General features: G+C 61.7%; 18 protein-coding genes. 5 read left to right on the top strand and 13 right to left on the bottom strand.

Annotation, left to right across the window (positions count from 1 at the left end; genetic code table 11):
• Window positions 1–3 precede the first annotated feature (3 nt).
• A complete protein-coding gene (locus Q1K29_RS09635) occupies window positions 4–2406 on the top strand; it encodes a circularly permuted type 2 ATP-grasp protein (protein ID WP_300393947.1) in 2403 nt (800 codons plus the stop codon).
• A gap of 9 nt (window positions 2407–2415) precedes the next feature.
• A complete protein-coding gene (locus Q1K29_RS09630) occupies window positions 2416–3303 on the top strand; it encodes a transglutaminase family protein (RefSeq protein ID WP_300393944.1) in 888 nt (295 codons plus the stop codon).
• Here Q1K29_RS09630 and Q1K29_RS09625 read toward each other — a convergent pair.
• From Q1K29_RS09625 to Q1K29_RS09615, 3 genes are all read right to left on the bottom strand, one after another.
• Window positions 3300–4220 (bottom strand): oxygenase MpaB family protein, encoded by a 921-nt coding sequence (locus Q1K29_RS09625; protein WP_300393941.1) that lies wholly within the window; start codon window positions 4218–4220, stop codon window positions 3300–3302. The two genes, Q1K29_RS09630 and Q1K29_RS09625, sit on opposite strands and share 4 nt — an antisense overlap.
• 155 nt (window positions 4221–4375) lie before the next feature.
• Window positions 4376–6970: a TonB-dependent receptor gene (locus Q1K29_RS09620; RefSeq protein WP_300393938.1), complete on the bottom strand. Its 2595-nt coding sequence runs from the start codon at window positions 6968–6970 to the stop codon at window positions 4376–4378.
• A 123-nt stretch (window positions 6971–7093) separates the two neighbouring features.
• Window positions 7094–8296, bottom strand: a complete 1203-nt coding sequence (locus Q1K29_RS09615; RefSeq protein ID WP_300393935.1) for an acyl-CoA dehydrogenase family protein — start codon at window positions 8294–8296, stop codon at window positions 7094–7096.
• A 113-nt stretch (window positions 8297–8409) separates the two neighbouring features.
• Here Q1K29_RS09615 and Q1K29_RS09610 point away from each other — a divergent pair, with 113 nt between their 5' ends.
• On the top strand, window positions 8410–9165 hold the full coding sequence (locus Q1K29_RS09610; protein WP_300393932.1) for a helix-turn-helix transcriptional regulator: 756 nt from the start codon (window positions 8410–8412) through the stop codon (window positions 9163–9165).
• 106 nt (window positions 9166–9271) lie between these two features.
• A complete protein-coding gene (cpaB, locus tag Q1K29_RS09605) occupies window positions 9272–10129 on the top strand; it encodes a Flp pilus assembly protein CpaB (RefSeq protein ID WP_300393929.1) in 858 nt (285 codons plus the stop codon).
• Window positions 10130–10207: 78 nt separating this feature from the next.
• On the opposite strand, the gene Q1K29_RS09600 is transcribed toward cpaB, so the two are convergent.
• The 10 genes from Q1K29_RS09600 to Q1K29_RS09555 form a co-directional block, all read right to left on the bottom strand.
• Window positions 10208–11149 (bottom strand): type II secretion system F family protein, encoded by a 942-nt coding sequence (locus Q1K29_RS09600; protein WP_300393927.1) that lies wholly within the window; start codon window positions 11147–11149, stop codon window positions 10208–10210.
• A 17-nt stretch (window positions 11150–11166) separates the two neighbouring features.
• Complete coding sequence (locus Q1K29_RS09595; protein ID WP_300393925.1) at window positions 11167–12120, bottom strand: type II secretion system F family protein; 954 nt, start codon at window positions 12118–12120, stop codon at window positions 11167–11169.
• Window positions 12121–12130: 10 nt separating this feature from the next.
• Window positions 12131–13570 (bottom strand): CpaF family protein, encoded by a 1440-nt coding sequence (locus Q1K29_RS09590; RefSeq protein ID WP_300393922.1) that lies wholly within the window; start codon window positions 13568–13570, stop codon window positions 12131–12133.
• Window positions 13570–14760, bottom strand: a complete 1191-nt coding sequence (locus Q1K29_RS09585) for a hypothetical protein (protein ID WP_300393920.1) — start codon at window positions 14758–14760, stop codon at window positions 13570–13572. Before Q1K29_RS09585 ends, Q1K29_RS09590 begins: the two co-directional genes overlap by 1 nt.
• Window positions 14757–16178 (bottom strand): type II and III secretion system protein family protein, encoded by a 1422-nt coding sequence (locus Q1K29_RS09580; RefSeq protein ID WP_300393917.1) that lies wholly within the window; start codon window positions 16176–16178, stop codon window positions 14757–14759. The genes Q1K29_RS09585 and Q1K29_RS09580 overlap by 4 nt, the downstream gene beginning before the upstream one ends.
• Window positions 16179–16324: 146 nt before the next feature.
• Window positions 16325–17698 carry an NAD-dependent succinate-semialdehyde dehydrogenase gene (locus Q1K29_RS09575; protein ID WP_300393915.1) on the bottom strand — a complete coding sequence of 458 codons (1374 nt, stop codon included), beginning with the start codon at window positions 17696–17698 and terminating at the stop codon, window positions 16325–16327.
• A gap of 24 nt (window positions 17699–17722) precedes the next feature.
• Window positions 17723–18961 carry an ectoine hydrolase gene (gene doeA, locus Q1K29_RS09570; protein ID WP_300393912.1) on the bottom strand — a complete coding sequence of 413 codons (1239 nt, stop codon included), beginning with the start codon at window positions 18959–18961 and terminating at the stop codon, window positions 17723–17725.
• Complete coding sequence (locus Q1K29_RS09565; protein WP_300393909.1) at window positions 18958–20181, bottom strand: aspartate aminotransferase family protein; 1224 nt, start codon at window positions 20179–20181, stop codon at window positions 18958–18960. The genes doeA and Q1K29_RS09565 overlap by 4 nt, the downstream gene beginning before the upstream one ends.
• Window positions 20182–20218: 37 nt before the next feature.
• Window positions 20219–21457, bottom strand: a complete 1239-nt coding sequence (gene doeB2 / locus Q1K29_RS09560; protein ID WP_300393907.1) for a N(2)-acetyl-L-2,4-diaminobutanoate deacetylase DoeB2 — start codon at window positions 21455–21457, stop codon at window positions 20219–20221.
• Window positions 21458–21585: 128 nt separating this feature from the next.
• The gene (locus Q1K29_RS09555) at window positions 21586–21768 is read right to left on the bottom strand and encodes a NepR family anti-sigma factor (protein ID WP_300393904.1); all 183 of its coding nucleotides are present in this window, start codon (window positions 21766–21768) and stop codon (window positions 21586–21588) included.
• A 191-nt stretch (window positions 21769–21959) separates the two neighbouring features.
• On the opposite strand from Q1K29_RS09555, the gene Q1K29_RS09550 reads away from it, so the two are divergent.
• Window positions 21960–22580, top strand: coding sequence for a TetR/AcrR family transcriptional regulator (locus Q1K29_RS09550; RefSeq protein WP_300393901.1), 621 nt, complete (start codon window positions 21960–21962; stop codon window positions 22578–22580).
• The last annotated feature ends 6 nt before the right edge of the window (window positions 22581–22586 follow it).

Genomic DNA, 22586 nt, shown 5'->3' with positions numbered 1-22586 from the left:
TCCATGGCCGAGCCAAGCCCCGCCGCGCCCGGAAATATCTGGCAGATGCTGGACTCCTATCAGCCCGCCCCGATTGTCCCGGACGAACTTGTCGATGCACACGGCGACCTGCGCCCGGCCTGGAATGACTTCCTGCAATACCTCTCGGCCCAGAGCCCGGCGGTCATGGAAAGCCTGTTCCGCCGGGGCGATACCTATCTGCGGGACTCCGGCGTCTTTCTCCGTCAGTATACAAATGAAGTGTCCCGTGAGCGGCCATGGCCGCTCTCACATATGCCGGTCCTTATTCATGAGCGTGAATGGGACGAGATTAGTAATGGCCTGAAACAGCGTGCGGATTTGCTGGAACGCGTCGCCGCTGATCTCTATGGCGAGAATACGCTGGTCCGCGATGGCTTCCTGCCTGGCAGGCTGATCGCTGAAAGCCCGGAATGGCTGCGCCAGCTTGTTGGTGTGGAACCGCCTTCAGGAAAGTATCTCCATTTCCTGGCCTTCGAGATCGGGCGCGGGCCGAATGGGCAATGGTGGGTGCTGAATGACCGGACCCAGGCACCGTCCGGTGCTGGCTACGCCCTGGAAAACCGCGTGGCGACCTCGCGCATCTATGCCGAGCACTATGCGAACGCCAAAGTGTTAAGGCTTTCCAGCTTCTTTCGGGATTTCCGTACCAGCCTGCTCAACCTACGCCGCTCGCCGGACCATCATGTCGCGATCATGACGCCCGGACCCTATAGTGAAACCTATTACGAGCAGGCCTATATCGCGCGGTATCTGGGCCTGCTTCTGGTTGAGGGCGAGGACCTGACCGTTCACAAGGGCGAGGTTCATGTGCGGACGGTTTCTGGCCTGCAGCCCGTCGATGTCCTCTGGCGCCGCCTCGATGCGCTTTATTCCGATCCGCTGGAACTTGAAGAAGGCTCGAAGCTCGGCACACCGGGGCTGGTCGGGGCAGCGCGGCGCGGCACGGTGTCGATGGTCAACGCGCTTGGGACCGGCGTGCTCGAGACACGGGCCCTGATGGCCTTTCTGCCCAGAATTGCCCGCCAGTGGCTTGGCGAACCGCTGACGCTTCCGAACATCGCGACCTGGTGGTGCGGGCAGGCGAAGGAACGCCGGCATGTGCTCGAGAATGTCGAGAAGATGATGATTGCCCCGGCGCTCTCGACCCGGATGCCGTTCGACCCGGATGAGACCACGGTTCTGGCCGGGCAGCTTAAATCCTCTGTCCACCCGACGGTCCAGCAGCTGATCGACGAGGAAGGCACGTGGCTGGTCGGGCAGGAGGCGGTGTCTTTCTCAACCTCCCCCGTCTTTGCCGATGGCCGCCTGCAACCGCGCCCCATGAGCATGCGCGTCTTCATGGTGCGCACCGAAGATGGCTGGTCGGTCATGCCGGGAGGGTTTGCCCGCATCGGTCCGGAGGAGGGCTCTACGGTTCTGAACATGCAGAAGGGCGGGTCGGTCGCGGATGTCTGGATCGTCAGTGACAATCCCGTCGATACGCATACGCGGCTTTCGGACGGTACATCGGCTATGCCCCGGGCGCGGCAGGGCGCGCTGCCGAGCAATGCGGCCGAAAATCTGTTCTGGCTCGGGCGCTATGTGGACCGGGCGGAAGGTTTCGCGCGGCTCAACCGGGCCTATCATTCGCGCCTGGCGGATGCCGAACCGCCCGGATCGCTCCTGCTGAGACATCTCTCGGGCTATATGAAGTTTATTGGCCTGGATGTGGCGGACGCGATGCCGCGTGCGCTCGTCGGTGCCATAGACGCCACCTCGCGCACAGCCGGCAGTGTGCGTGACCGTCTATCTCCCGACGGCTGGGCGGCGATTTCCGAAATCGTCGAGACCGTCCACGCCGACAAGGGGGAAGTGACGCCCGGGGACGAGACGGCCCGGCGCATGGTCTGGCTCCTGCGGGAATCGAGCGGGTTCACCGGTCTTGTCCATGAGAACATGTATCGCTTTACCGAGTGGCGGTTTCTCAGCCTCGGACGCTCGGTCGAGCGGCTGATGGCGCTGGCGTCGGCCCTGGCGAGTTTCCTGCACCCCAACGCTCCCGAAGGCGCCCTTGACCTTGCGCTTGAATATGGCGACAGCACCATCTCGCACAGGCGGCGGTATGCCTTCATGGCTTCGCGTTTGTCCGTGATCGAACTATTGGCACTCGATCCGCTCAATCCCCGGTCGCTTATCTTTCATCTGGACGAGCTGAAAGCACAGGTCGGGGCGCTTCCAGGTGCTACGGAAAATGGTCATCCGTCAGAGGTTTATGCGCAAACCCTCCGTATTCACACGAATTTCCGCACGATGAAGGCCGAAGCGATCGATACGAATGCCCTGCTGGATTTCCGGGCGCAGATCGCCACCCTGTCTGACGCGCTCGGCCAGGCTTATATGAGTTGAGGCCGCGCCATGCTGTATGACATCGTTTGCACCATCTCCTACAAGTACCGCACGCCGGTCTGGGCGGGGCGTCACCTGTTGCGCTTCACGCCGCTGGAGCTGCCCGGCGTGCAGCGTGCCGTGGCGGCGAATCTGAACGTCTTGCCGGCGCCGTCCGAGCGCAGCAGGTTTCGAGATTTCTTCGGAAACCAGGCGCACGAAATCGTTTTCGGCAATGCCCATTCCGAAATCGGATTCAGCCTCAAGGCCCGGGTGGAGCGGCTGCAACACCGCCTTGAAGACGGGGCGTCTCTTGCTCTCGATGAGATGCCGAAGGCGCTTGATCGGATCCAGTCGCTGGCGCCGGACTCCCCGCTGCATTTCGTCGGACGCAGTCCGCGCATCCGGCTGAGCCGGCATCTCGGCGACTATGTCGAGGACAGGCTGCCGTTCAATGTGAGCGTATTGGAGGCGGTGCGCACGCTTGGCCGGACCTTGAATTCGGAGATGACGTTCGATGCGACCGCGACGTCCGTGGAGACGTCGCATGAGGAAGCCTTCGAGGCGCGTCATGGGGTCTGTCAGGACTTCTCACATATCATGATCGCTGCTCTGCGCAGTGTTGGCATTCCGGCCGGCTATGTCAGCGGCTTCCTGCGGACGAAGCCGCCTGAGGGCCAGCCGCGGCTGAGCGGAGCGGATGCCATGCATGCCTGGGTGCGCGCCTGGTGCGGGCCGGATCTGGGCTGGGTCGAGTATGATCCGACAAATGCGGTGGATGTCGGCGAGGACCATATTGTCGTTGGCTATGGGCGGGACTATTCCGACGTGTCTCCCGTAAAGGGCGTGCTCAAGGCGGCCACCGCGCAGGAGAGCCGGCAGGCGGTCGATGTCATCCCGCTTGAGACGGCGAGCTAGTTGGAGGCTTCGGCTTCCTGAAAGCCCGGCGCGGAACCGAGAATCCGCTTCTGGGCAGCCGGGCTTTTCCAGGCGAAAGTCCAGGGCAGCCCAAGGCGGGTGGCAGCCTCGGCAGGTGGAGAGCCTTTCACGGGAACGCGGTCGGCCAGCGCGCCCAGCGACTTCAGCGTAAAGCGGGCCGGCGCGCTGACGTCGTATTCCGGACCAAGCTCCAGCACCTCACGGACTTTCGGCGGCAGTATGGAGACCGACGCATTGGCGAGGCTCGATTGCAAGGACTTGGGCACGGCCTTTGCCGCGCGGCCGGACTTCATGATGTCGAGGAATTCGGTGTTGATCTCGTGCGGTTCGAAACGTGGCAGGAGCTTTTCCAGCATGGCATCGAAATCAGCCGGAGAGCGGACAGGATTCTGAACGCCATAGAGGCGGGCGACGGCCTCGCCTTCTTCGTAGAAACGGCGCTTGTCAGCGTCGGAAACCGGTTTCACGAACCGGTCATAGGCCGTGAGGAAGCCGTAGCCGGCGGTTGCAGACACCCAGTCGAGAAGCTCCACATCGAGGGCCTTGTAAGGCTCACCAGACGGGGTCTCACCCTTCACCTTGGCGTGCATGTTGGTGACACCCTGGATGACGCGGCGGGCGGCACTTTGCGGGCCGTAGACGCCGACCATGGCAGCCGTGCCGGTACGCTGCGACCGTCCGATCGGGTCGGTCTTGAAGACGGAGTGATCCCAGACGCCGGAGCGGATGCGCGCATCTGCAAATTCGAGGAGCACGGCGGCCACGCCGCCAATGCCCAGGGCGATCGGATTCTTGAAGACTTTCCAGGAGATCGAATCCGGTGCCGCATAGGCGGGTTCGCCAGGCGGGGACGTATAGTCGATCTTCCAGCCGAGATACGATTTCATCTTTTCCATGGCGCGTGAGCTCCCGTCCAGATCAGTGTCTCACGTGGCAGCCGCAAGGGCCAGAAAAAGCGAACGCCGGCGCCAGAGCGCCTGTTCCGGGCCGGCGCCGGCGTTCGAGGAAACGCGTATCCCGGGAGGAAAATCGGGTCTACGCAGTGAACGGACTAGAAGCGGTACGTGAGAGACGCGCCAAAAGTCCGAGGTCTGCCGGCAAACCGGAGGATCACGTTCGCGTTCGAGGTGATCTGTTGCCAGTAGTATTCATCAAGCAGGTTCTTGCCCCAGATGCTGACTTCCCAGTTCTGATCGATGCCATAGACACCGATCGACCCGTTCACGACGCCGTAGGACGGGATGTCGTAGAGCGGATTGTCCGGGTCACCGGCTGTGGAGTCGCTCTGCCAGCGGGCAGACAGCGCCCCGCGCAGGCCGAGCGTGTCGGTCAGCGTGTCATCATAGAGCAGGCTCAGGCTCATCGTGCGTTCAGGGCTGTACAGGAAAGGATCACCCTGCAGGTTGGTCGGATCGCCGGCGAAGTCGGTCGTCGGGAAGCTGCCATACTCGGTCTGGAGGAGGGTCAGGCCACCCACAGCCGTCAGATAGTCGGTGAGCAGCCAGGTGACCTCGGCGTCGAGACCATAGGCCTCGCCTTCCGGAGCGTTCTGCAGGCGTGCAAGCGCGGTGTAGATGTCGTCCGGGAAGAAGGAAGAAACCTGTTTGTCCTTGTAGTCATAATAGAACAGCGACGCATTGGCCTGCAGGGTCTGGTCGAGGAGGCCCGCCTTCACACCGACTTCATATGCCGTCAGCTGTTCCTGCTTGGCCGGAGCGTTCTGTTCGGCCTTGGAGGCGGCGTTGACCGGGGTCGAGGCCGATTTGAAGCCACGCGAGACCGACGCGAAGAGGAGCAGGTCATCCGTAGGCGTGTAATTGCCCACGACGCGCCAGGAGATGTTGTCCTCGGTCAGGTCCGACGTGACGTTGCCGAAGCGATTTTCCGTCTCGTTATAGGTGTTGCACTGGTTCTCTTCCAACGCCGCAGGTGGGGCGACACCATAGGTCAGCGAATAGAAGACACGGTTGAAGATGTTGACGTTAGGCTGCATCGAGCCGTTCACGTCACGCGAGCAACCGACATAGTCCTGACTGTCTTCCGTGTAGCGGATACCTGTGATCAGCTCGAACTCGTCGGTCAGTTGCCAGTTGGCGTTCGCGAAGATGCTCGCGGTCTCCGTCTCGAATTCACCGATATCCTCGTAAGTCTGGAAGGAGTTGAGGATTTCAGGGAGCGAGTAGGGTTGTCCGGTTTCCGGATCGATGTTCACGCCAGCGACCAGGGCCTCGATCTGAGCGATCTGTGCGGGCGGCAGGAGCGAGGGATCGACCCCCAGCAATGCGGCGACGGTCGGAACCGGTGCAGCGGCGAGACCGGCAGCCACGGTACTGACCTGGTTGCTGTTTGAGTTGTCACGCAGCAGCGTGCGGTTGGAGTCGGTGATCTCGTCCTTGCCGTAATAAGCGCCAACCAGCCAGTCGACACGGTCAGTGGACCCTTCCAGCCGGATTTCCTGGCTCAAGGAGGTGATCTCGCCGTCAACATCCTGGATCAGGATCTGGTAGGGCACGCCTGACCAGTCGAGATTGGCTTCGCGCTGCAGGTCATTGTAGCCGGTCAGCGACACGATCCGCATATTGTCGCCGAACTGGTAGTCGACGCCGAGCTTGTAGCCAATGAAGGTGGAGTCTTCCTCCAGCGGCCCGTCGACCCCTTGACCCACACCGATATCGGCTTCGCGCGCCGAGCGCGGAGCCCAGTCGGCATCCTCGGCGCTGTTTGGCTGGTTGTTGGCGAGGAAGTCAGCCAGTCCGGGCACATTGAACGTATTGCCGTTCGCAGGGTCTGTGGCGGGCGTGAAGGCAAAGCCCTGGCCGCCGATCGTGTCTGACTTGTTGATCCATCCGTTCACGGACATGTCGATATTGAGATCGCTGGTCGGCTGGAAGGCAAGCGCGGCGCGATAGCCGAGCTTGTCGACCTTGCCGCGGTCTTCACCGCGCGAGATCGATTCCTGCCAGCCCTTGTCGCTGGTTTCGTAGCGTGCGGCGAGGCGGCCCTGAACCATGTCACCGAACGGCACATTGATCATGCCTTCGTAGTTGATGGTTTCGTAATTGCCGACATCGAGGGCGGCGAAGCCTTCGAATTCCTCGGATGGCTTGTTGGTGACAACGTTGATCAGGCCGGCTGTGGTGTTGCGGCCGAACAGCGTCCCCTGTGGGCCCTTCAGGACCTCAACGCGTTCGATATCGAAAACGGGGCCTGAGTTCATGATCGGATAGGGGTAGGCGACTTCATCGACATAGGTGCCGACCGTTGATGTGGCAGACAGGTTGATCGTGTTGAAGCCGATGCCGCGCAGCGTGTAGGTCGGCACACCCTGATAGGATTGCGAGACCGAGAAGCTCGGCACGACCGATTGCAGGTCATCGACGCTGTTGACGCGCAGGTCGGACAGTGTGTCCTCGCCGAAGGCCTGGATGTTCATGCCAACGGAGTTGATCGATTCTTCGCGGCGTTGCGCGGTCACCTGAATGGATTGCAGGCGCATGTTGCTATCGTCGGCGGTGGACGTTTCCTCGGCGGCGGGCGTATCGGTCTCGACGGTGCCCTCCTGCGCAACGGCAGGGGCGAGACCGGCAAGGATGAAGAGCGACGCGCCCGTGATAAGGCTGTGGCGTAGTGTGACTGTGGAAACCATGTTTTCCTCCCATAGAGCTGCACCCGGTTTTTTCCCGGGTGTCGATGTGCATGGGAGAGGGTTCGCGAAACGGGGCGCCTGCACAAGCTATCGGAAATGACAGGGCCCCGTCATTATTACAGATCAGAGGCCAAGAAGAAGCTTGGCCATGACGTTTCTCTGCACTTCATTCGATCCGCCATAGATGGAAGCGGCCCGGTTGTTCAGATATCGGGGCATAGCGGTCAGGCTGTGGTCCGGGCCGACAGCTTCTATATTCGAGCCCGGCTGACGCGCCGCCGTCTGCTCGACCGTGCCGTAGAGGCCGGCGGCCTCGATGGCGAGTTCGTCGATCCGCTGCATGGTCTCGGTGCGGGCCGTCTTGAGCATGGAAGAGGCCGGGCCGGGATTCTTGCCACCAGCGAGGGCTGCTGCGACCCGCTTCTCGGTAACGACGATCCCTTCCAGCGCGATCTTCGTGTCGGCATAGCGGCGCATGAACGCTGGCTCGCTGGCGAGCGGATTGCCGCCTGTGCCCGGTTCGGAATGGGCCATGATCCGCACGCGCTCGAGAGCGGCTTCCAGTCCTGCCGATGAGCCGCCGCCACGCTCGAATTCGAGCAGGTATTTCGCAACCGTCCAGCCATCATTCTCCTCGCCCAGCCGGCCTGATTTCGGCACGCGCACGTCATCGAAGAAGACCTGATTGACCTCATGCTCGCCAGCCATGGTGATGATCGGCTCGACCCGGATCCCTGGTGTGTTCATGTCGAGCAGGAGGAAGGTGATGCCTTGCTGCGGCTTGCCTTCCGTAGACGTGCGCACCAGGCAAAACATCTTGTTGGCGTGATGAGCCTGGGTCGTCCAGATCTTCGAGCCGTTGAGGACATAGTCGTCGCCATCGGACACGGCGCGCAGCTGCAGGTTTGCAAGGTCGGATCCCGCGCCCGGTTCGGAATAGCCCTGGCACCAATAGTCCTCGCCTTTGAGGATGCGAGGCAAGTAGTAGGCTTTCTGCTCCTCGGTGCCGAAGCCCATGATGCAGGGCCCCACCATCTGAAGCCCCATGGGCGAAAGCGACGGCGTGCCAGCCTTCGCGCACTCGGACGCGAAGATGTATTTCTGCATTTCGTCCCAGCCTGTGCCGCCATATTGCTCGGGCCAGTGCGGAGCAGCCCAGCCTTTTTCGTTCAGGATGCGCAGCCAGGGCAGATTGTGCTGGGGTTCACTGAAGGCGCTGGTGTTGAGCCGGCCGGCCTCAGCCAGTTCCGGCGGCAGCTTCTCCGCGAGGAAGGTACGGACTTCTTCCCGAAAGGCTTCGTGGTGTGGTTCGAGTGCGAGTTTCATCTGTTGGACCTCCCCTGTATTTATCTTGGCGGACTGCCTCTAAGTCAGTCTTGTACGCAAGCTTGGAAACCGACAAGCTGCCAGTAATAATAGGTTATAACCAGCTTCCTCCCATGATGACTTCGGATCACCATCCGTCTCTTGAAGATCAGCTCGACCTGCTTGCGCGCGAGGTGCGTGATGTCGGCGTCGAAATGGGCCTGCCTTACATTGCCGTGAGCGCAGATATCGGAAGCCCCGAGCCGATGTTCGATCGCGATGGCCGGCCGTTCGCCGAGACCTTCTTCCGCTGGATCGATCCCGAGCTTGAATACTGGAAAGACCGTGCTTTCGCGCTTCGCTCGACGCTGGTGCATTCGACCCGCACCTGTGCGGAGCCGTTCTATTTCGCGGATGGGCGCCTCGGCAGCTGGAGGCCCAATCCTGTGCTGCAGGCGGCCAATGATCCGGAAGAGTATACCGATGCCCGTATCAGGGCGGCGATTGTGTCACCGGTCCACCTGCCGGGTGGGGCAATCGGGGCGGTGGTCTGGGCCACGGACAAGGAGATTGACGTCGAACCGGTATTCCATCGCGAAGCCGAGCACCTCTATGCGCTGACGCTCAAATTCGTTGCGACCTATCATGATGCCCGGGCGATAGGGCCGAAGGGACCTGCGGTTCATCTGACACGCCGGGAAATCCTGTGCCTTAAATGGGCCGCAGCCGGCAAGACGGATGCAGAGATCGCGACCATTATCGACATCTCCCTGCCGACGGTGCGCTTTCACATCACCAATGCCGCGCGGAAGCTGGGCGTGGCCGGCAAGGCGCAGGCGATCCACCGCGCAACGACGCTTGGCTATGTCGGCGGACGGGAGAGCGGCTAGGGGGCCTGTCTTGGTTAAGCGGGCCCGCGCAATTGAATGCCGCGATTTGCGGTGTGTTTAAGCCCGCCGGAATAGTCTGCTCACGTCTTAATGAGTGGATCGACAGATGCAGATTTCCCCGGTCATCACCCTCCTTCTCTCCATCGCCTTTGGTGCGGCAGCCTTGCTCGGAGCGCGCTTGTGGCTCTCTTCCTCCTCCCAGCCGGAAGCGCCGCGCGCCGTTGAGGCGGCCGCACCTGCGATGGAGCCTGTGCTGGTCGCTTCGCGTGACATTCCGCGCGGGGTTTCGGTCAGCGCCGACTGGTTTGCCGTTGAAGAGCGTCCTGTGTCGTCCTTGCCGCCGGGCCATTTCACCTCGGCCGATGCGCTTGAGCAGTCCGGTGACAATCGCCGCACACTGATCGATATTGCGGCCGGGCAGGCCTTGTCTGAAGCGATGCTCCTGGCGCCGGGCATGCGTGCCTCGCTGTCAGCAAAGATTCAGCCGGGCTCGCGCGCCTTTACCATTCGCACTTCGGCAGTTTCTGGTGTCGGCGGTTTTGTCCTTCCGGGAGATCATGTCGACGTGATCTTCACTGAAGACGCTGCCCCGGAGTCGAAAGTCCTGAAGCTGGTCTCCAAGGTGCTCCTGCAGAATGTAGAGGTGCTTGGCGTCGACCTGAATGACGACATGACGGGTGAGCAGGCAGGCGTCTTCGAGACCGCAACGCTCGCCGTCACGCTTGATCAGGCCCAGAAGCTCTCGGTGGCTTCGCAGACCGGCACGCTGTCGCTTGCCCTGCGCGGGAGTGCGGATGAAGCGTTCGAGCAGGCAGAGGCCGTCTCCCTGCGCGAGGAGGAGACGCCGAAGCAGGTCGCCTACACTGCGCCACGCCGTTTCGCGCCGCGCAAGCCGTCCTCATCCACGATCGAGGTCGTCCTCGGTGAGCGGATGAGTGAGCACGACGTCCCTGTGAGCCAGTAGGGCCAAGGGCTTTCCCAAAGCATGTTGATGAAGGTGTGCGCGTGAGACCATGCCGACCGGCTCCCCGCTGCGCTTCCCTCAGGTCTCGCTGAAGACATACATCATGCGGACGACGGCTGGCAGCATGAGCACGACCAGCAGCGATGGAAACACAAAGAGGATCAGCGGCACGACCAGCTTGGCGGGCAGGGCGAGCGCTTTCTCCTCGGCATAGAGCATCCGTTTCTCACGCATATCGGCAGCAAAGACCCGAAGCGTTTCACCGACGCTCGTGCCGAGTTCTTCGGACTGGCGCAGCATCGTGGCGAGTGCGCGGGCCTCGTCGAGACCGAGCCGGTCGGCGAAGTTCTTCCAGGCTTCGGTACGCGCCCGGCCGGCCCGCATTTCGAGATTCAGGATCTTCAGGTGATCGGCGAGGTTCGGATAGCGTTGCACGATTTCCTCGGCCACGCGCTGGACCGCGCCGTCAAGACTGAGCCCGGCTTCGACACAGGCAACCAGCAGGTCCATCATGTCGGGGAAGCCGTTGCGGTATTCCTCCTCGCGGGTCGCCATCTTCTTGTCGAGAATGAAGGAAGGCGCGACGAAGCTGATAATGCCGAGGCCGACCGACATCATGAGCAGGCCGTGTTTGGGCATGTACTGGTCGATCATCGGCCAGCAGAAGAGCAGCAGGATTTGCGGGATGATCAGCGCCACGAAGCGGACGCCGATATAGATGAAGGGCGCGGATTTCGAGTAGTAGCCAGCCTTCATGAGGCGGTGGCGGAGTTTGGTCAGCTCTTCGGAGTTCGGATCGGTAAACCGCCGGCCGAGGTCCTCGATAACGTTCCTGCGTGGTTTTTCGGGATAGGCTGGGGTCCGCGGTGCCCGTGTGCCTTCCCCCTTGAGGCGATCGCTCACCTGGCGTTTGTCGCGCACTGACCGGAAGACCGTGCTGCCGAGGACGAGCATGGTTGCGCCCATCACGATCATGATGATGGTGATCAGCGTGGTATCCTGTGAGCCGCCTGTGGGCATGTGTCACGAGCCTCCTGTCAGACCTTGAAATTGATCATCTTGCGCATGACCAGATTGCCGATCACCATCCAGACAAGGCAGCCGCCAAGTCCATACTGGACGAGTTTCTCGTCGATGACGTCGCCGTAGAATTCCGGTGTGATCATGTACATCGCCCCCATGACGAGGAAGGGGGCGCTGGTCAGGATAAGTGCCGAGGCGCGGCCTTCCGACGAGGCAGCCTGGACCTTCAGGCGCATCTTCTGGCGTGCGCGTACGGTGTGGGCGTTGACCTTGAGGAGGCTTGCCAGGTTGCCGCCGGTCTTGGCCTGCAGGCGAACCGTGGCGGCAAAGAGTTCGACATCCGGCTGGCGGGTGCGCTCTGCGAGCTTGCGCACGGCCTCCTCAAGGCTTGAGCCATAGGAGATCTCATCGGCAGCGAGACCGAATTCGGACCCGATCGGGTCCGGCATCTCGCGCCCGACCAGCGAGACGGCCGTGGGCACCGGGTGGCCGGCCTCAAGGCTGCGAACGATGATCTCAAGCGCGTCGGGCAACTGTTCGCCAAGCTTCTTCTCACGCCGCCCGGCCGTGTGTTTCAGGAAGAGGATTGGCAGCAAGGTCGCCGCAACCAGGGCAGCCGGAATGGAGATGAGGAAACTCTTCAGAAACCAGAAGCTTACCCCGAAGGCGGCCACGCCGAGCCCGGCGGCAATACCGGCCCAGACGGTTGGCTGGAAGTTCAGGCCTGAGCGGGTAACCAGTTCGTTGAACCATGTAAGCGCGAGGCGCTGGTTGCCATCCTGGTCAAGGCCACGCTGGCGGCGCAGCTCCACGATCAGGTCAGCGACGGAGGACTGGCTTTCCTTGACCTTGAGCCGTTGGTTGATCCGTGTCTTGGCAAGCGCGGTCTTGCCGAAGCCGAGCATCGACTGCATCGCCATGAAGGCGGAGCCGAAGGCCAGGACGTAGATGACGGCTTCGATTCCCATAAGCGTCTCGCTACACCTGCAGGAGCGGTGTGGAGGGATCGAAGTATTCGGTCGGAAGATGCACGCCGCGGCGCTGCATCTCGTCGAGGCATTTGGGACGCAGGCCGGAAGCCCGGAACTCGCCGACGACCTTGCCGTCTTCTTCCGTGCGCAGACGGTTGAAGGTAAAGATGTCCTGCATCTGGATGATGTCGCCTTCCTTGCCGGTGACCTCCGTCACATGCGTGAGCCGGCGCGACCCGTCCGACAGGCGCTGGACCTGGATGATGATGCCGATGGCTGAGGCAATCTGCGAACGAACCGCTTCCTGGCTGATACGCAGGCCGCCCATGGCAACCATCTGCTCCAGCCGGCTGATGGCCTCGCGCGGATTGTTGGCGTGGATGGTCGCCATCGACCCTTCGTGGCCGGTATTCATGGCCTGAAGCATGTCGAAGGCTTCCTCGGACCGGACCTCGCCGAGGATCACACGGTCAGGGCGCATGCGCAGCGCGTTCTTGACCAGTTCGCGCTGGCGGATCTCGCCCTTGCCTTCGAGGTTCGGGGGCCGTGTCTCCATGCGCGCGACATGCGGCTGCTGCAGCTGGAGCTCGGCGGCGTCCTCGATTGTGATCAGGCGTTCCTTGTGGCTGATCGCGGCCGAGAGCGCATTAAGCAGCGTCGTCTTGCCCGACCCCGTGCCACCGGAAATGATGCAGGTCACCCGGCACTTCACCGCGCCGTGCAGAAATTCTGCAACTTCCTTGGGCATCGCCTTGAAGGAGATCAGTTTTTCCAGCGTCAGGGGCTTCTTGGAGAACTTCCGTATGGAGACGAGTGGGCCGTCAATGGCGACCGGCTCGACGGCGGCGTTGACGCGGGAGCCGTCCAGCAGGCGCGCATCGACAAGCGGCTGGCTCTCGTCCACCCGGCGCCCGACGGCTGACACGATCCGGCCGATGATGCGACGCAAATGAGCATTGTCGCGAAACTTGGCTTCGGAAAGTTCAAGTTCGCCGCCGCGCTCGACATAGACCTGCTTTGCGCCATTGATCAGGATGTCCGAGATCGATGGGTCTGCCAGCAACGGTTCGAGGGGGCCGAGGCCGGTCATCTCATCATAAACCGAATCCGCAAACTGCGAGACTTCCGCCTGGTTCATCGGAATGCGCTCTTCACGGACGATCTCGGTCACGAGCCGGCGGACCTGTCGGCGCATCTCGGTCTCGTCCAGCTTGTCGAGCATGGCGAGGTCGAGTTCGTCGATCAGCTTGTTATGAACCCGGAGTTTTGCGTCCAGCAGGTCATGCGAGGGCGCATCCGCCTTGGTGTCTGGCGGTTCTGGCGCATCCTCGTCGGAGAAAAGCGGCACGTGTTCGCGTGGGGTGCCGGAGGCTTGATCCTCAGACGGGCGCTCAGCCTCTTCGGCTTCGGGACGCGGTGTTTTGGAGAGGAGGGAGAACCTGGCCATTATGCGCTCTTCCTTGCCTTGATGATCTGGCCGGTCGCTTCGGCCCCGCCTTCCAGCGCACTGATTAGCGTTTCGACATCCTTCGATATACGGTTGCCTGGCTTGGCTTGGCTGACAGCCTGACCGAAATTGACCGAAGCCAGCGCGGCTTCCCAGTCTGACGAGACGGTGCCGTAGACCGGCCGGCCGATCGCTTCCTCGGCCTGGGCAACAGTGACGGCGTTGCCGAAGACCTTCTTCGTCATCCGGTTGAGCAGGATGCGCGGCTGGGCCACGCCGTCGGAAAGGTCCTCGAGCTCTTCGGCCCGGTAGCGCGCGGCATGCAGGGCCGGCACGGTCAGTTCGCTCATCACGATGACTTCGTCGGATCCGGTAACGACAGCCGCGTTCCAGGGCGCGGGCCAGCGCGGCAGATCGATAATGACATGGTCATAGGTTGCGCAGGCAACGTCGAGGACCTTGAGGATGGCTTCCGGCTTGATCGTGCTCCACAGCCGGTCGGAGCGGGGGGCAGACAGCAGGTGGATGCCGTTCTTGTGGCGGGAGATGAAAGCCTGCAGCAGCGCGTCATCGATCCGGTCAGCCGACTGGGTGAGCGCTGACTGGTTCAGATTGGACGGGCAGTTGAGATAGGAGGCACAGGCCCCATCGAAGAAGTTGAGATCGACCAGGCAGACATTGTTGGCACTTTCGCGCTGGCTGATCTGGTAAGCGAGTTCCACGGCAACCAGCGTCGCCCCGGCCCCCCCGACGGAACTCGTGACCGTCCAGCATTTGCCCGTTCCGTCGCCGCTTGTCGTATCCTTCCGGCAGACATGCGCGACCGCTTCTTCGAGGCTCTGGCTGCGGACGGGAGCATCCAGCATGTCCCAGCGCGCCATCGAGATGATGTGCTTAACCGCAAGGACGGGGACATTCTGGCCGATGACAATGCCCGGCAGATCGGGATGGGTTTGTGAGACATGGATCAGCAGTTCGACGAGGTCGAAGCTCGCATCCTGTTCCACGATCAGGACGCCATTGACCTCCTTGGCCGCTGCTTCCAGGGTCGCCGCGACATCGCCGTGCGTGATGACGCTCAGGCCAGGCAGCTCAACTGCGGTCTCGGAGACGTTGCCGCCCCATTGCGGGGCGAACATGTGCAGCCGTGCCTTGCTGGCCGGCGTCGCTGGTGTCTGAGCCCCGGTCATCGGCCAGTAGCCCCCGGCTGCGGAACATAGCCAAGATCCCGCCGCGTCGTCTGCTGCTCGATATTGGCGGAGACAGCCGAGCCGAGCTCCGGTGCAGCCCCGTCGGACATCCGGCCAAGCAGGATGCGTTCCGCCTCCGATGGCTCATGGCTGGATTGCAGAGGATCGGAAAGCTTTGTGCCCTTCGGTGCGGGGTGCACCAGACGCGGCGTGATGATGATGACCAGCTCGGTCTCGTTTTGCCGGAAGCGGTTCGAGCGGAAGAGGGCACCAAGGATGGGCACGTCGCCGATCCATGGGGTCTGCGCGGTCGAGCTGTCGATCGTGTTCTGGATGAGGCCTGCAATCGCGAAGCTTTCGCCATCGGCCAGTTCTACAATGGTGTTGGCGCGCCGGACGCTGAGGGCCGGGATTTCGACATCCGACAGGCGCACCGAATTGCGTGGATCGAGCTGGCTTACTTCCGGACTGACTTCCAGGCTCATCAGGGAATCCGACAGGATGGTCGGCGTGAAGTCGAGGCTGACACCGAACTCACGGAATTCGATGGTGATCGTGTCCTCGTCAGCGGCGACCGGTACGGGGAATTCACCCCCGGCAAGGAAGCTCGCCGTTTCTCCGGAACGGGCAACAAGGTTCGGTTCGGCCAGCGTGCGGATGATGCCTTTTTCTTCCAGCGCCTGCAGGAAGAGGTCGATGTTTACGCTGCCCGAGCTTGTGAAGATGGCGCCGAGCGTCTTCGGCGTGCTGCCGGAAAGCAGGCCTGCGCCGGTCGAGAAGATGAAATCACCGGCGCTGTTCACTTCGCTGCCAAGGCCGATCTGTTTGACATCTTCGCGGGAGGCTTCGACGAAGCGGACTTCCAGCATCACCTGCTGCGGGCTCGTCACCTTCAGGGCGTCTATGACGGCATCGGGGGCATAGCTCGCTGCGATCTCCACGATCTCTGCGGCGGTGGCGTCGTCGGGAACATTGCCGCGCACATGCAGGCGGCTGGCAACGGTGCGCAGATCGAGTTCGACCTGCGGGAAGAGGGCGGCCACGTCGCGTTTGATGGCGCCGAGATCGTGCTGGACCCGCACATCGATCAGTTCGACCAGCCGGCCGTCATCATCATAGACGAGAATGTTTGTGGCCCCGATCGCCCGGCCACGGACATAGAGCCGGTTGTCGGCGGTCGGGGAAGCGTCTGCGATGTCGGGCTGGGAGACGGCAATGCGCTTGAAAGGGCGCGAGATATCGACAGGCCGGGACCGGTTGACCACGACGCTCAGCTCGCGCTCGACAGGGCGGGTCGCCGCAGCAATAGTTGTGTCCCCGCCGGCCAGCGCGACTTGGGCGCCAGCCACTGGCACGAGTGCCGGCGTGGCCAGCAGCGTGGCCAGGAAGAATCCGCGAATGCGCTGTAGAAACAGCATGTTCAGCCCCTGCACCAGAAACCGGGCCGCGGGATTCGCGGCCCCATCAGCCTGTACGGTTAAGGCAGAGGGCTGAAGCCCCACTGAAATGCTGCAATCAAACTTCTTCTAAATTTTCCCTTTCACGACCGGCCGGTATTGAACGCCTATCCGCCCTGAACCGGACCGACCCAGACCTGCTGCGCATTCACGAATTCCATGATGCCGTGCGGGCCCAGTTCCCGTCCGAGTCCGGAGCTTTTTATGCCGCCGGAGGGCAGGCGCGGATCAGTCTTGACGATGCCATTGACGCTGACCTGTCCGGCTTCGATCCGGCGGGCCATTTCCTGACCACGTTCGGCTTTGGTCCAGACGGATGCGGCGAGGCCGTACTCGGTGTCGTTGGCCAGCTCCAGTGCATGCTCGTCATTACGGGCCTTGATGAGGACACCGACCGGACCGAACGTCTCTTCCTTGAAAGCGGTCATGTCCGGGGTGACGTCAGCGAGCAGGGTGACGGGATAGAAATAACCGTCGCCTTCCGGCACTTCACCACCGAAGAGACAGGTTGCGCCCTCGGAGATCGAGGTGCGGACCTGGCGGTCCAGCTCGGCACGCAAATCCTTGCGGGCGATCGGTCCGACATCAGTTTCTTCAAGTTTCGGATTGCCGACCTTCAGGGCACGGAGCTTGGCGCTGAGCAGGTCTTTCATCCGGTCATAGACGCTGTCTTCTACAATGATGCGCTTGGCCGCAATGCAGGACTGACCGGCATTGATGATGCGCGAAAGGGTGAGCACGTCCGCGGCTTTCTCCAGGTCGGCATCGGCGAGGACGATGGACGGGTCGGATCCGCCAAGCTCAAGCACAGCCGGCTTGATCTCGGAGCCTGCAATCTCGGCCACCTTGGAGCCGCCGCGCGATGAGCCGGTGAACGACACACCGCGCACGCGCTTGTCGCGCATCACGGCTTCGACGCGGGGCGTCTCGATCATTAGCGCCTGGAACAGGCCTTCCGGAGCGCCGACAGCGCGGAAGCACTGCTCGATGGCCAGTGCGCAACCGGGCACATGCGGATCATGCTTCATCAGCGCCGAGTTGCCAGCCATCAGGGACGGCGCGCAAAAGCGGAAGGCGAGCCAGAAGGGGGCGTTCCAGGGCAGGATGCCGAGGATCGGGCCGATCGGAAGATGCTGGACATAAGAGACCGTGGCATCCGACTCGATGACCTGCCGGGTCAGATACGCCTCGGCATTGTCTGCGTAATGCTCGGCGCACCACGCACCCTTGTTGACCTCGCCGCGCGCTTCATTGATGGGCTTCCCCATCTCTTCGGTCATGATGGGCGCAAGTGTCTCGACATTGTCGCGCATATGCTTTGCGACGGCCTTCAGCAGGTCGCCGCGTTCAGAGAAGCTTTTCTCTTTCCATTCATGATAGGCCTTCAGCGAGGCGGCGAGTTTCGCCTCGACCTGTTCGTCGGTGTCGGGCGTGACTTCGCGTACGGTTTCACCCGTCGCAGGATTGACGGCTGTCAGCATCGCAGTGTCTCCACTCTGTTCGGATCAGGCGCTTGCGCTCTGTCCGTTGGTCGATTTCGGCTTGGACTTGGTGGTGTCTCCGCTGGAGCTCTTCTTGCCGGGTTTCAGCGTGAACTCCTCTTCCAGCGTGAAGAAGCTCTCGCAGCTATCCTCGGTGACGTAGATGGTATCGGAGATACCGACCGTCTTGTCGCCATCCACGCCCCAGACCCAGGGAATTATATGGAAGGTCATGCCTTCCCTCAGGATTTGCGGGTCGCCCTGCATCAGCGAAAGGATATACCCTTCGTCCCAGCTTGGCGGGAAAGCGATACCGATGGAATAGCCCGACCGGGTGATCAGGGCGCCGCCATGACGGCCGTCAGTGACGATGTCGCGGACGATCTTGTCGGCATCCGAAACGGTCAGGCCCGGCTGGATATATTTCTTCAGCTCCCGGAGGGCCTTGGTCATCTGGCGCTGCGCGCTTTCCATCGAAGCCGAAAGTTTGTCCTGCAGGACGATCGTCCGCATCATGGCCGTGTGATACCGGCGATAGCAGCCGCCTACCTCGAGGAAGACGTGCTCGCCGTCCTGCACCGTGCGGCCTTCCCAGGTGGCATGGCCAATCATGGTACGCGGGCCGGATGTGACATAGGGCATGACAGCAGGCGGTTCACCGCCAGCGCGGAACATGGCGCTGGAAATCGCGGCGCCGATCTCGTTTTCCGTGACGCCCGGCGCAGCGGCTTCGATACCAGCCTTCATGCCGGCTTCGGTCGCCTTGGCTGCTTTCTTCATCACTTCGATTTCGGCCTTGGACTTCAGCGCACGGCCTTCCTCGACGATGCCGAAACAGTCGAGCAGGCGCCCGGCCGTATAGGCCGAGTGGATTCGGTCCTGCTGGTAGGCCGGCAGGAAGTATGAGTTCCGCTCATAGCCGACGGTGCAATTATAGAGACCGTGTTCACGCAGGGACTCGATCAGCTGCTGGATAGCGTCGCCATTATCTGCATAGGGACGGGTCTTCTCGACCCATGTCCGGGCATGGACGTTGGACTCTTCCATGTTCCGGGTGACCATGAAGCAGTCGCCTTCCAGCGGTACGACGAGCGCCTGGAAGAAGGAGTAACCCGTCGTCTGATAATCGGTCAGATACATCAGGTTTTCCGGGTCGGAGATCACGACCGCATCGAGTTTGCGCTCCTTCATCCGCTCGCGCAGGCCTTCCAGGCGCCGCACATACTCCTCGTGCGGGAAGGTCATATCATCGCGCTGTCTCATGCCGGCTCCATCACGCTTTGCATGGCGGCTTCGAGAATATCGAGACCTTCCTTGAGGTCTTCATCCGGAATGGTGAGCGGCGGGATCAGCTTGCCGACGCGGCCCTCGCTGCCGCAGCCGCCGAGCAGGAGGCCCTTGTCGAAACACTCCGCCACAACCTTTTTGGCGAGCGCGCCGTCCTTGGTGTCGATCCCCAAGATCATGCCCTTGCCGCGCACCTCCATGCCCGGCCCGGCCATCTTCTTCAGGCGGTCCTGCATGATGTCGCCCTTGCGGCGGACGTCCTTCATGAAATCGTCGCCCTTGAAGTAGTCCATGGCAACCTTGCCGGCGACGAAGGAGATGCCCTGGCCGCGGAAGGTGCCGGTATGTTCGCCGGGCGACCAGTGCTTGTCGAACTCCGGCTTGTTGAGATTCATCGCGAGGGGCGTGCCGAAGCCGCCAATGCCCTTGGCCAGGGTGATGATGTCCGGATCGAGGTCCATGCCGTCAAAGCTGAAATACGAGCCTGTGCGGCCGCAGCCGGCCTGGATGTCATCGATGATGAACAGCGCGCCGCGATCTCTGGCGAACTGCCGGATTTCCTTCAGCCACTTTTCATCGGCGACATTTACCCCGCCCTCGGCCTGGATCGGTTCGACGAGGATGGCGGCAGGCGGTTCGTATCCGGAGGAGCCGTCGCTGTAGGTTTCTTCCATCCCTTCGAGCGGATGGCCGAATGGCAGGCGGTCGACATAGTGGAGCGGGACACCAGCCGCGTTGCGGAAATAGGAATTGGCTGTCGCGGCGAGCGAGCCAAGCGTCATGCCGTGAAAGCCATTGGTGAAGGCGATGACGCGATGGCGTCCGGTCGCCTTGCGCGCCAGTTTCAGGGCGGCCTCGACCGCGTTCGTGCCGGTCGGGCCGGTGAACTGCATCTTGTAGTCCCAGCCGCGCGGCTTGAGGATGGTCTCGGTGAAGGCCTCAATGAAGTCGCGTTTGGTCGTCGTCATCGTGTCGAGGCTGTGCGGGATGCCATCGGACTGGATGAAGTCGATAATGGCGTCCTTCATCTTCGGATTGTTGTGACCGAAATTCAGCACGCCGGCGCCGCCGAAGAAGTCGATATAGGATTTTCCGTTCTCATCGACCTGTCGCGCATTGGAGGCTGACTTGAAGACGGTGGGGTAGGTCCGGGCATAGCCTCTGACATTCGATTCCCAGCGTTCGAAGATGTCCATGTTCAGTCTCCTTCTCAGTCCATTTGTGCGACAGCGTTCAATCCTGTTGAGCGGTCGATTGCTCGGGTAGTGGCGCCCCGGCGAGGCGCGCATAAATGCGGGTGACGATCGGCAGGAGCCGGTCGTTGAAATCGTAGCGGGGCGAGTGGCAGGGCTCGTGATGCCCGTTGCCGTCATCGGCGCCGATGAGTGCGAACGCCCCAGGGATTTCCTTCAGGTAATAGGAGAAATCTTCCGACGCCATGATCGGCACGGGCAGATCGTTGAAGTGCCAGTCATTGCCCAGATCTTCGGCAATCGCGGCGCGCATCTGGCCGGCTTCACTCGCATGATTGATGGTCGCGTCGTAGCGCGGGAAAATCTCGACCGTGGCCTCTACGCCGTAGGCTTTGGCCTGGGCCTTGGCAATTTCCTCGATCATTCCGTCGATACGCGCCCGGTCGGTCGGATCGGCAATACGGATCGAGCCGGCGAGCCTTGCGGTGTCGGGAATGACGGTTTCACCGCTCGGCGCTTCGATCGAGGTCACGCTGACCACGGCAGCGTTCTGCGGCGTTACGCGACGGGCGATGATCTGTTGCAGGGCCATCGTGACGGCGGAGGCAGCAAGCACCGGATCTCGCGTGTTCTCGGGCTGGCTCGCATGGCCGCCGGATCCCTGAAGCGTGATGCGGAAAGTGCCGTTACCCGCCATGACCGCGCCGTCCGGGCAGACCGCCTTACCGAACGGGATGGCCGGCCAGTTGTGCCAGCCAAAGATGGCATCGATCCCTTTGAGGGCACCGTCCTCGATCATTTTCTTTGCGCCATGCCCACCTTCTTCGGCAGGCTGGAAGAGCAGGGTCACCGGACCGGGCAGCTTGTCTTCGTGGGCTTTCAGCCAGGCCGCAGTGGACATCAGGGCTGCGGAGTGCCCGTCATGCCCGCAGGCGTGCATGCAGCCATCACGTGTTGAAACCCAGTCGTGCTTGTTGGCTTCCCGGATGGGCAGGGCATCGATGTCGGCGCGCAGGCCGATATGCCGGCCGACTGCCTTTGGCGCGAGGGTCGCGACCGTGCCGGTTCCGGCGCATTCACGCCAGCTGATGCCAAGATTGTCGAGGGAGGCGCGGATAGAAGCGGCTGTGTTTTCTTCCTGCCAGGGGAGCTCCGGCTGACGGTGGAGATTCCGACGGAAAGCTACCGAGGCGCCGATCACCTCGTTCCAGTGTTGGATGCCGTCGGTGCCTGTCGGCTTGAACACGATGTCTTCCATGGCTTCAGCGTATATGTCCAATGCGAGACTTCAACCCGTTTTCAGCCCTGAAAACAGCGTATTCGCCGAAAGGGTTTTCTAAAAACTTCTGTGAAACCAAAGAAGAAGTTCGTCTATCTATGCAATTTGAGGTGCAAGCCAGGCGTGTATCAGGCCCGTTTCTTGTCTGCCTTTTCAAGCAGGTCCATGAATTCATCGGGCACGGAACGCGAAACGACGGGATCGTAGGCAGCTTTCAGTCCGCGAGACATGGCGTGCCTGAAAGCCCGCTGCGTCTGACGGGTTTCGAAGCTCCTTGTGCTTCCTTGTTGTTCTCTCTGTCTATCACTCATGATCAAACTCTCAGTTCACCCAACTAACTGATTGACTGACAAACCGTTCCGAAACGTGCTGTGCGAGTGGTTAATAGAACGCTCCCTGTGATTAAGGTCTGGCTGAACCTGTAGGTCTCATGGCCCTGCGCGCAGGCGGCATGATTGACCTTAGGAGAGAAACCTTCGAAGGTTGCGAGGGGAGAGTGTCGATGAGTTCAAAATATCCCTTGCGGACAAAGCGCAAGGCCGAGACCCGCAAGAAGATCGTCCGTGCGGCTCAGGAAATCCTGTACCGCAAAGGCTATGAGGCGACCACGCTGGAGGAGATCGCCGAAGCGGCCGGGGTCCATGTCCAGACGCTCTATCGCCATTTTGCAAACAAGCAGGAGCTGGCCAGTTCAAGCGACTGGAGCTGGTTTCAGCGGTTCAGCGACACGATCAGCAATCCGTCCCGCACGGAAAACACCTTCGAGTTCTGGCGGGGTTGGTTGGAGGTCACGTTTCGTCACCTGACCTCGGATGGAGGGGATGGCTATCGCCGTTACATCACTGTGCGCCATGCCAACCCACCGATCCTGGGACAGCTTTCGACGATCAGGGCCCAGTATGAAGACCTCCTATGTGAATCGCTGGCTGAAGATTTCGGCATGTCGCCGGTCGGACCGGGCAAGCCGCGCCTGGTGGCCGGGATGCTGCTGGCCGGCTCAAGCTATGTCTTGCGGCGCTTCGAGGTGGAAGACGATATCGATCTGATCGGTGAGGCGATTGCCGTTGTCGATGAGGTCGAGAAGATGTTCGGGCACCTCATACGGGAACGCGCGACGAGCTGAGACCCT

The sequence above is a fragment of the Henriciella sp. genome (assembly GCF_029937755.1).
Taxonomy (GTDB): Bacteria; Pseudomonadota; Alphaproteobacteria; order Caulobacterales; family Hyphomonadaceae; genus Henriciella.
The sequence above is the reverse complement of the archived record's forward strand: the minus strand, read 5'-3'. Positions and strand labels throughout refer to the sequence as shown.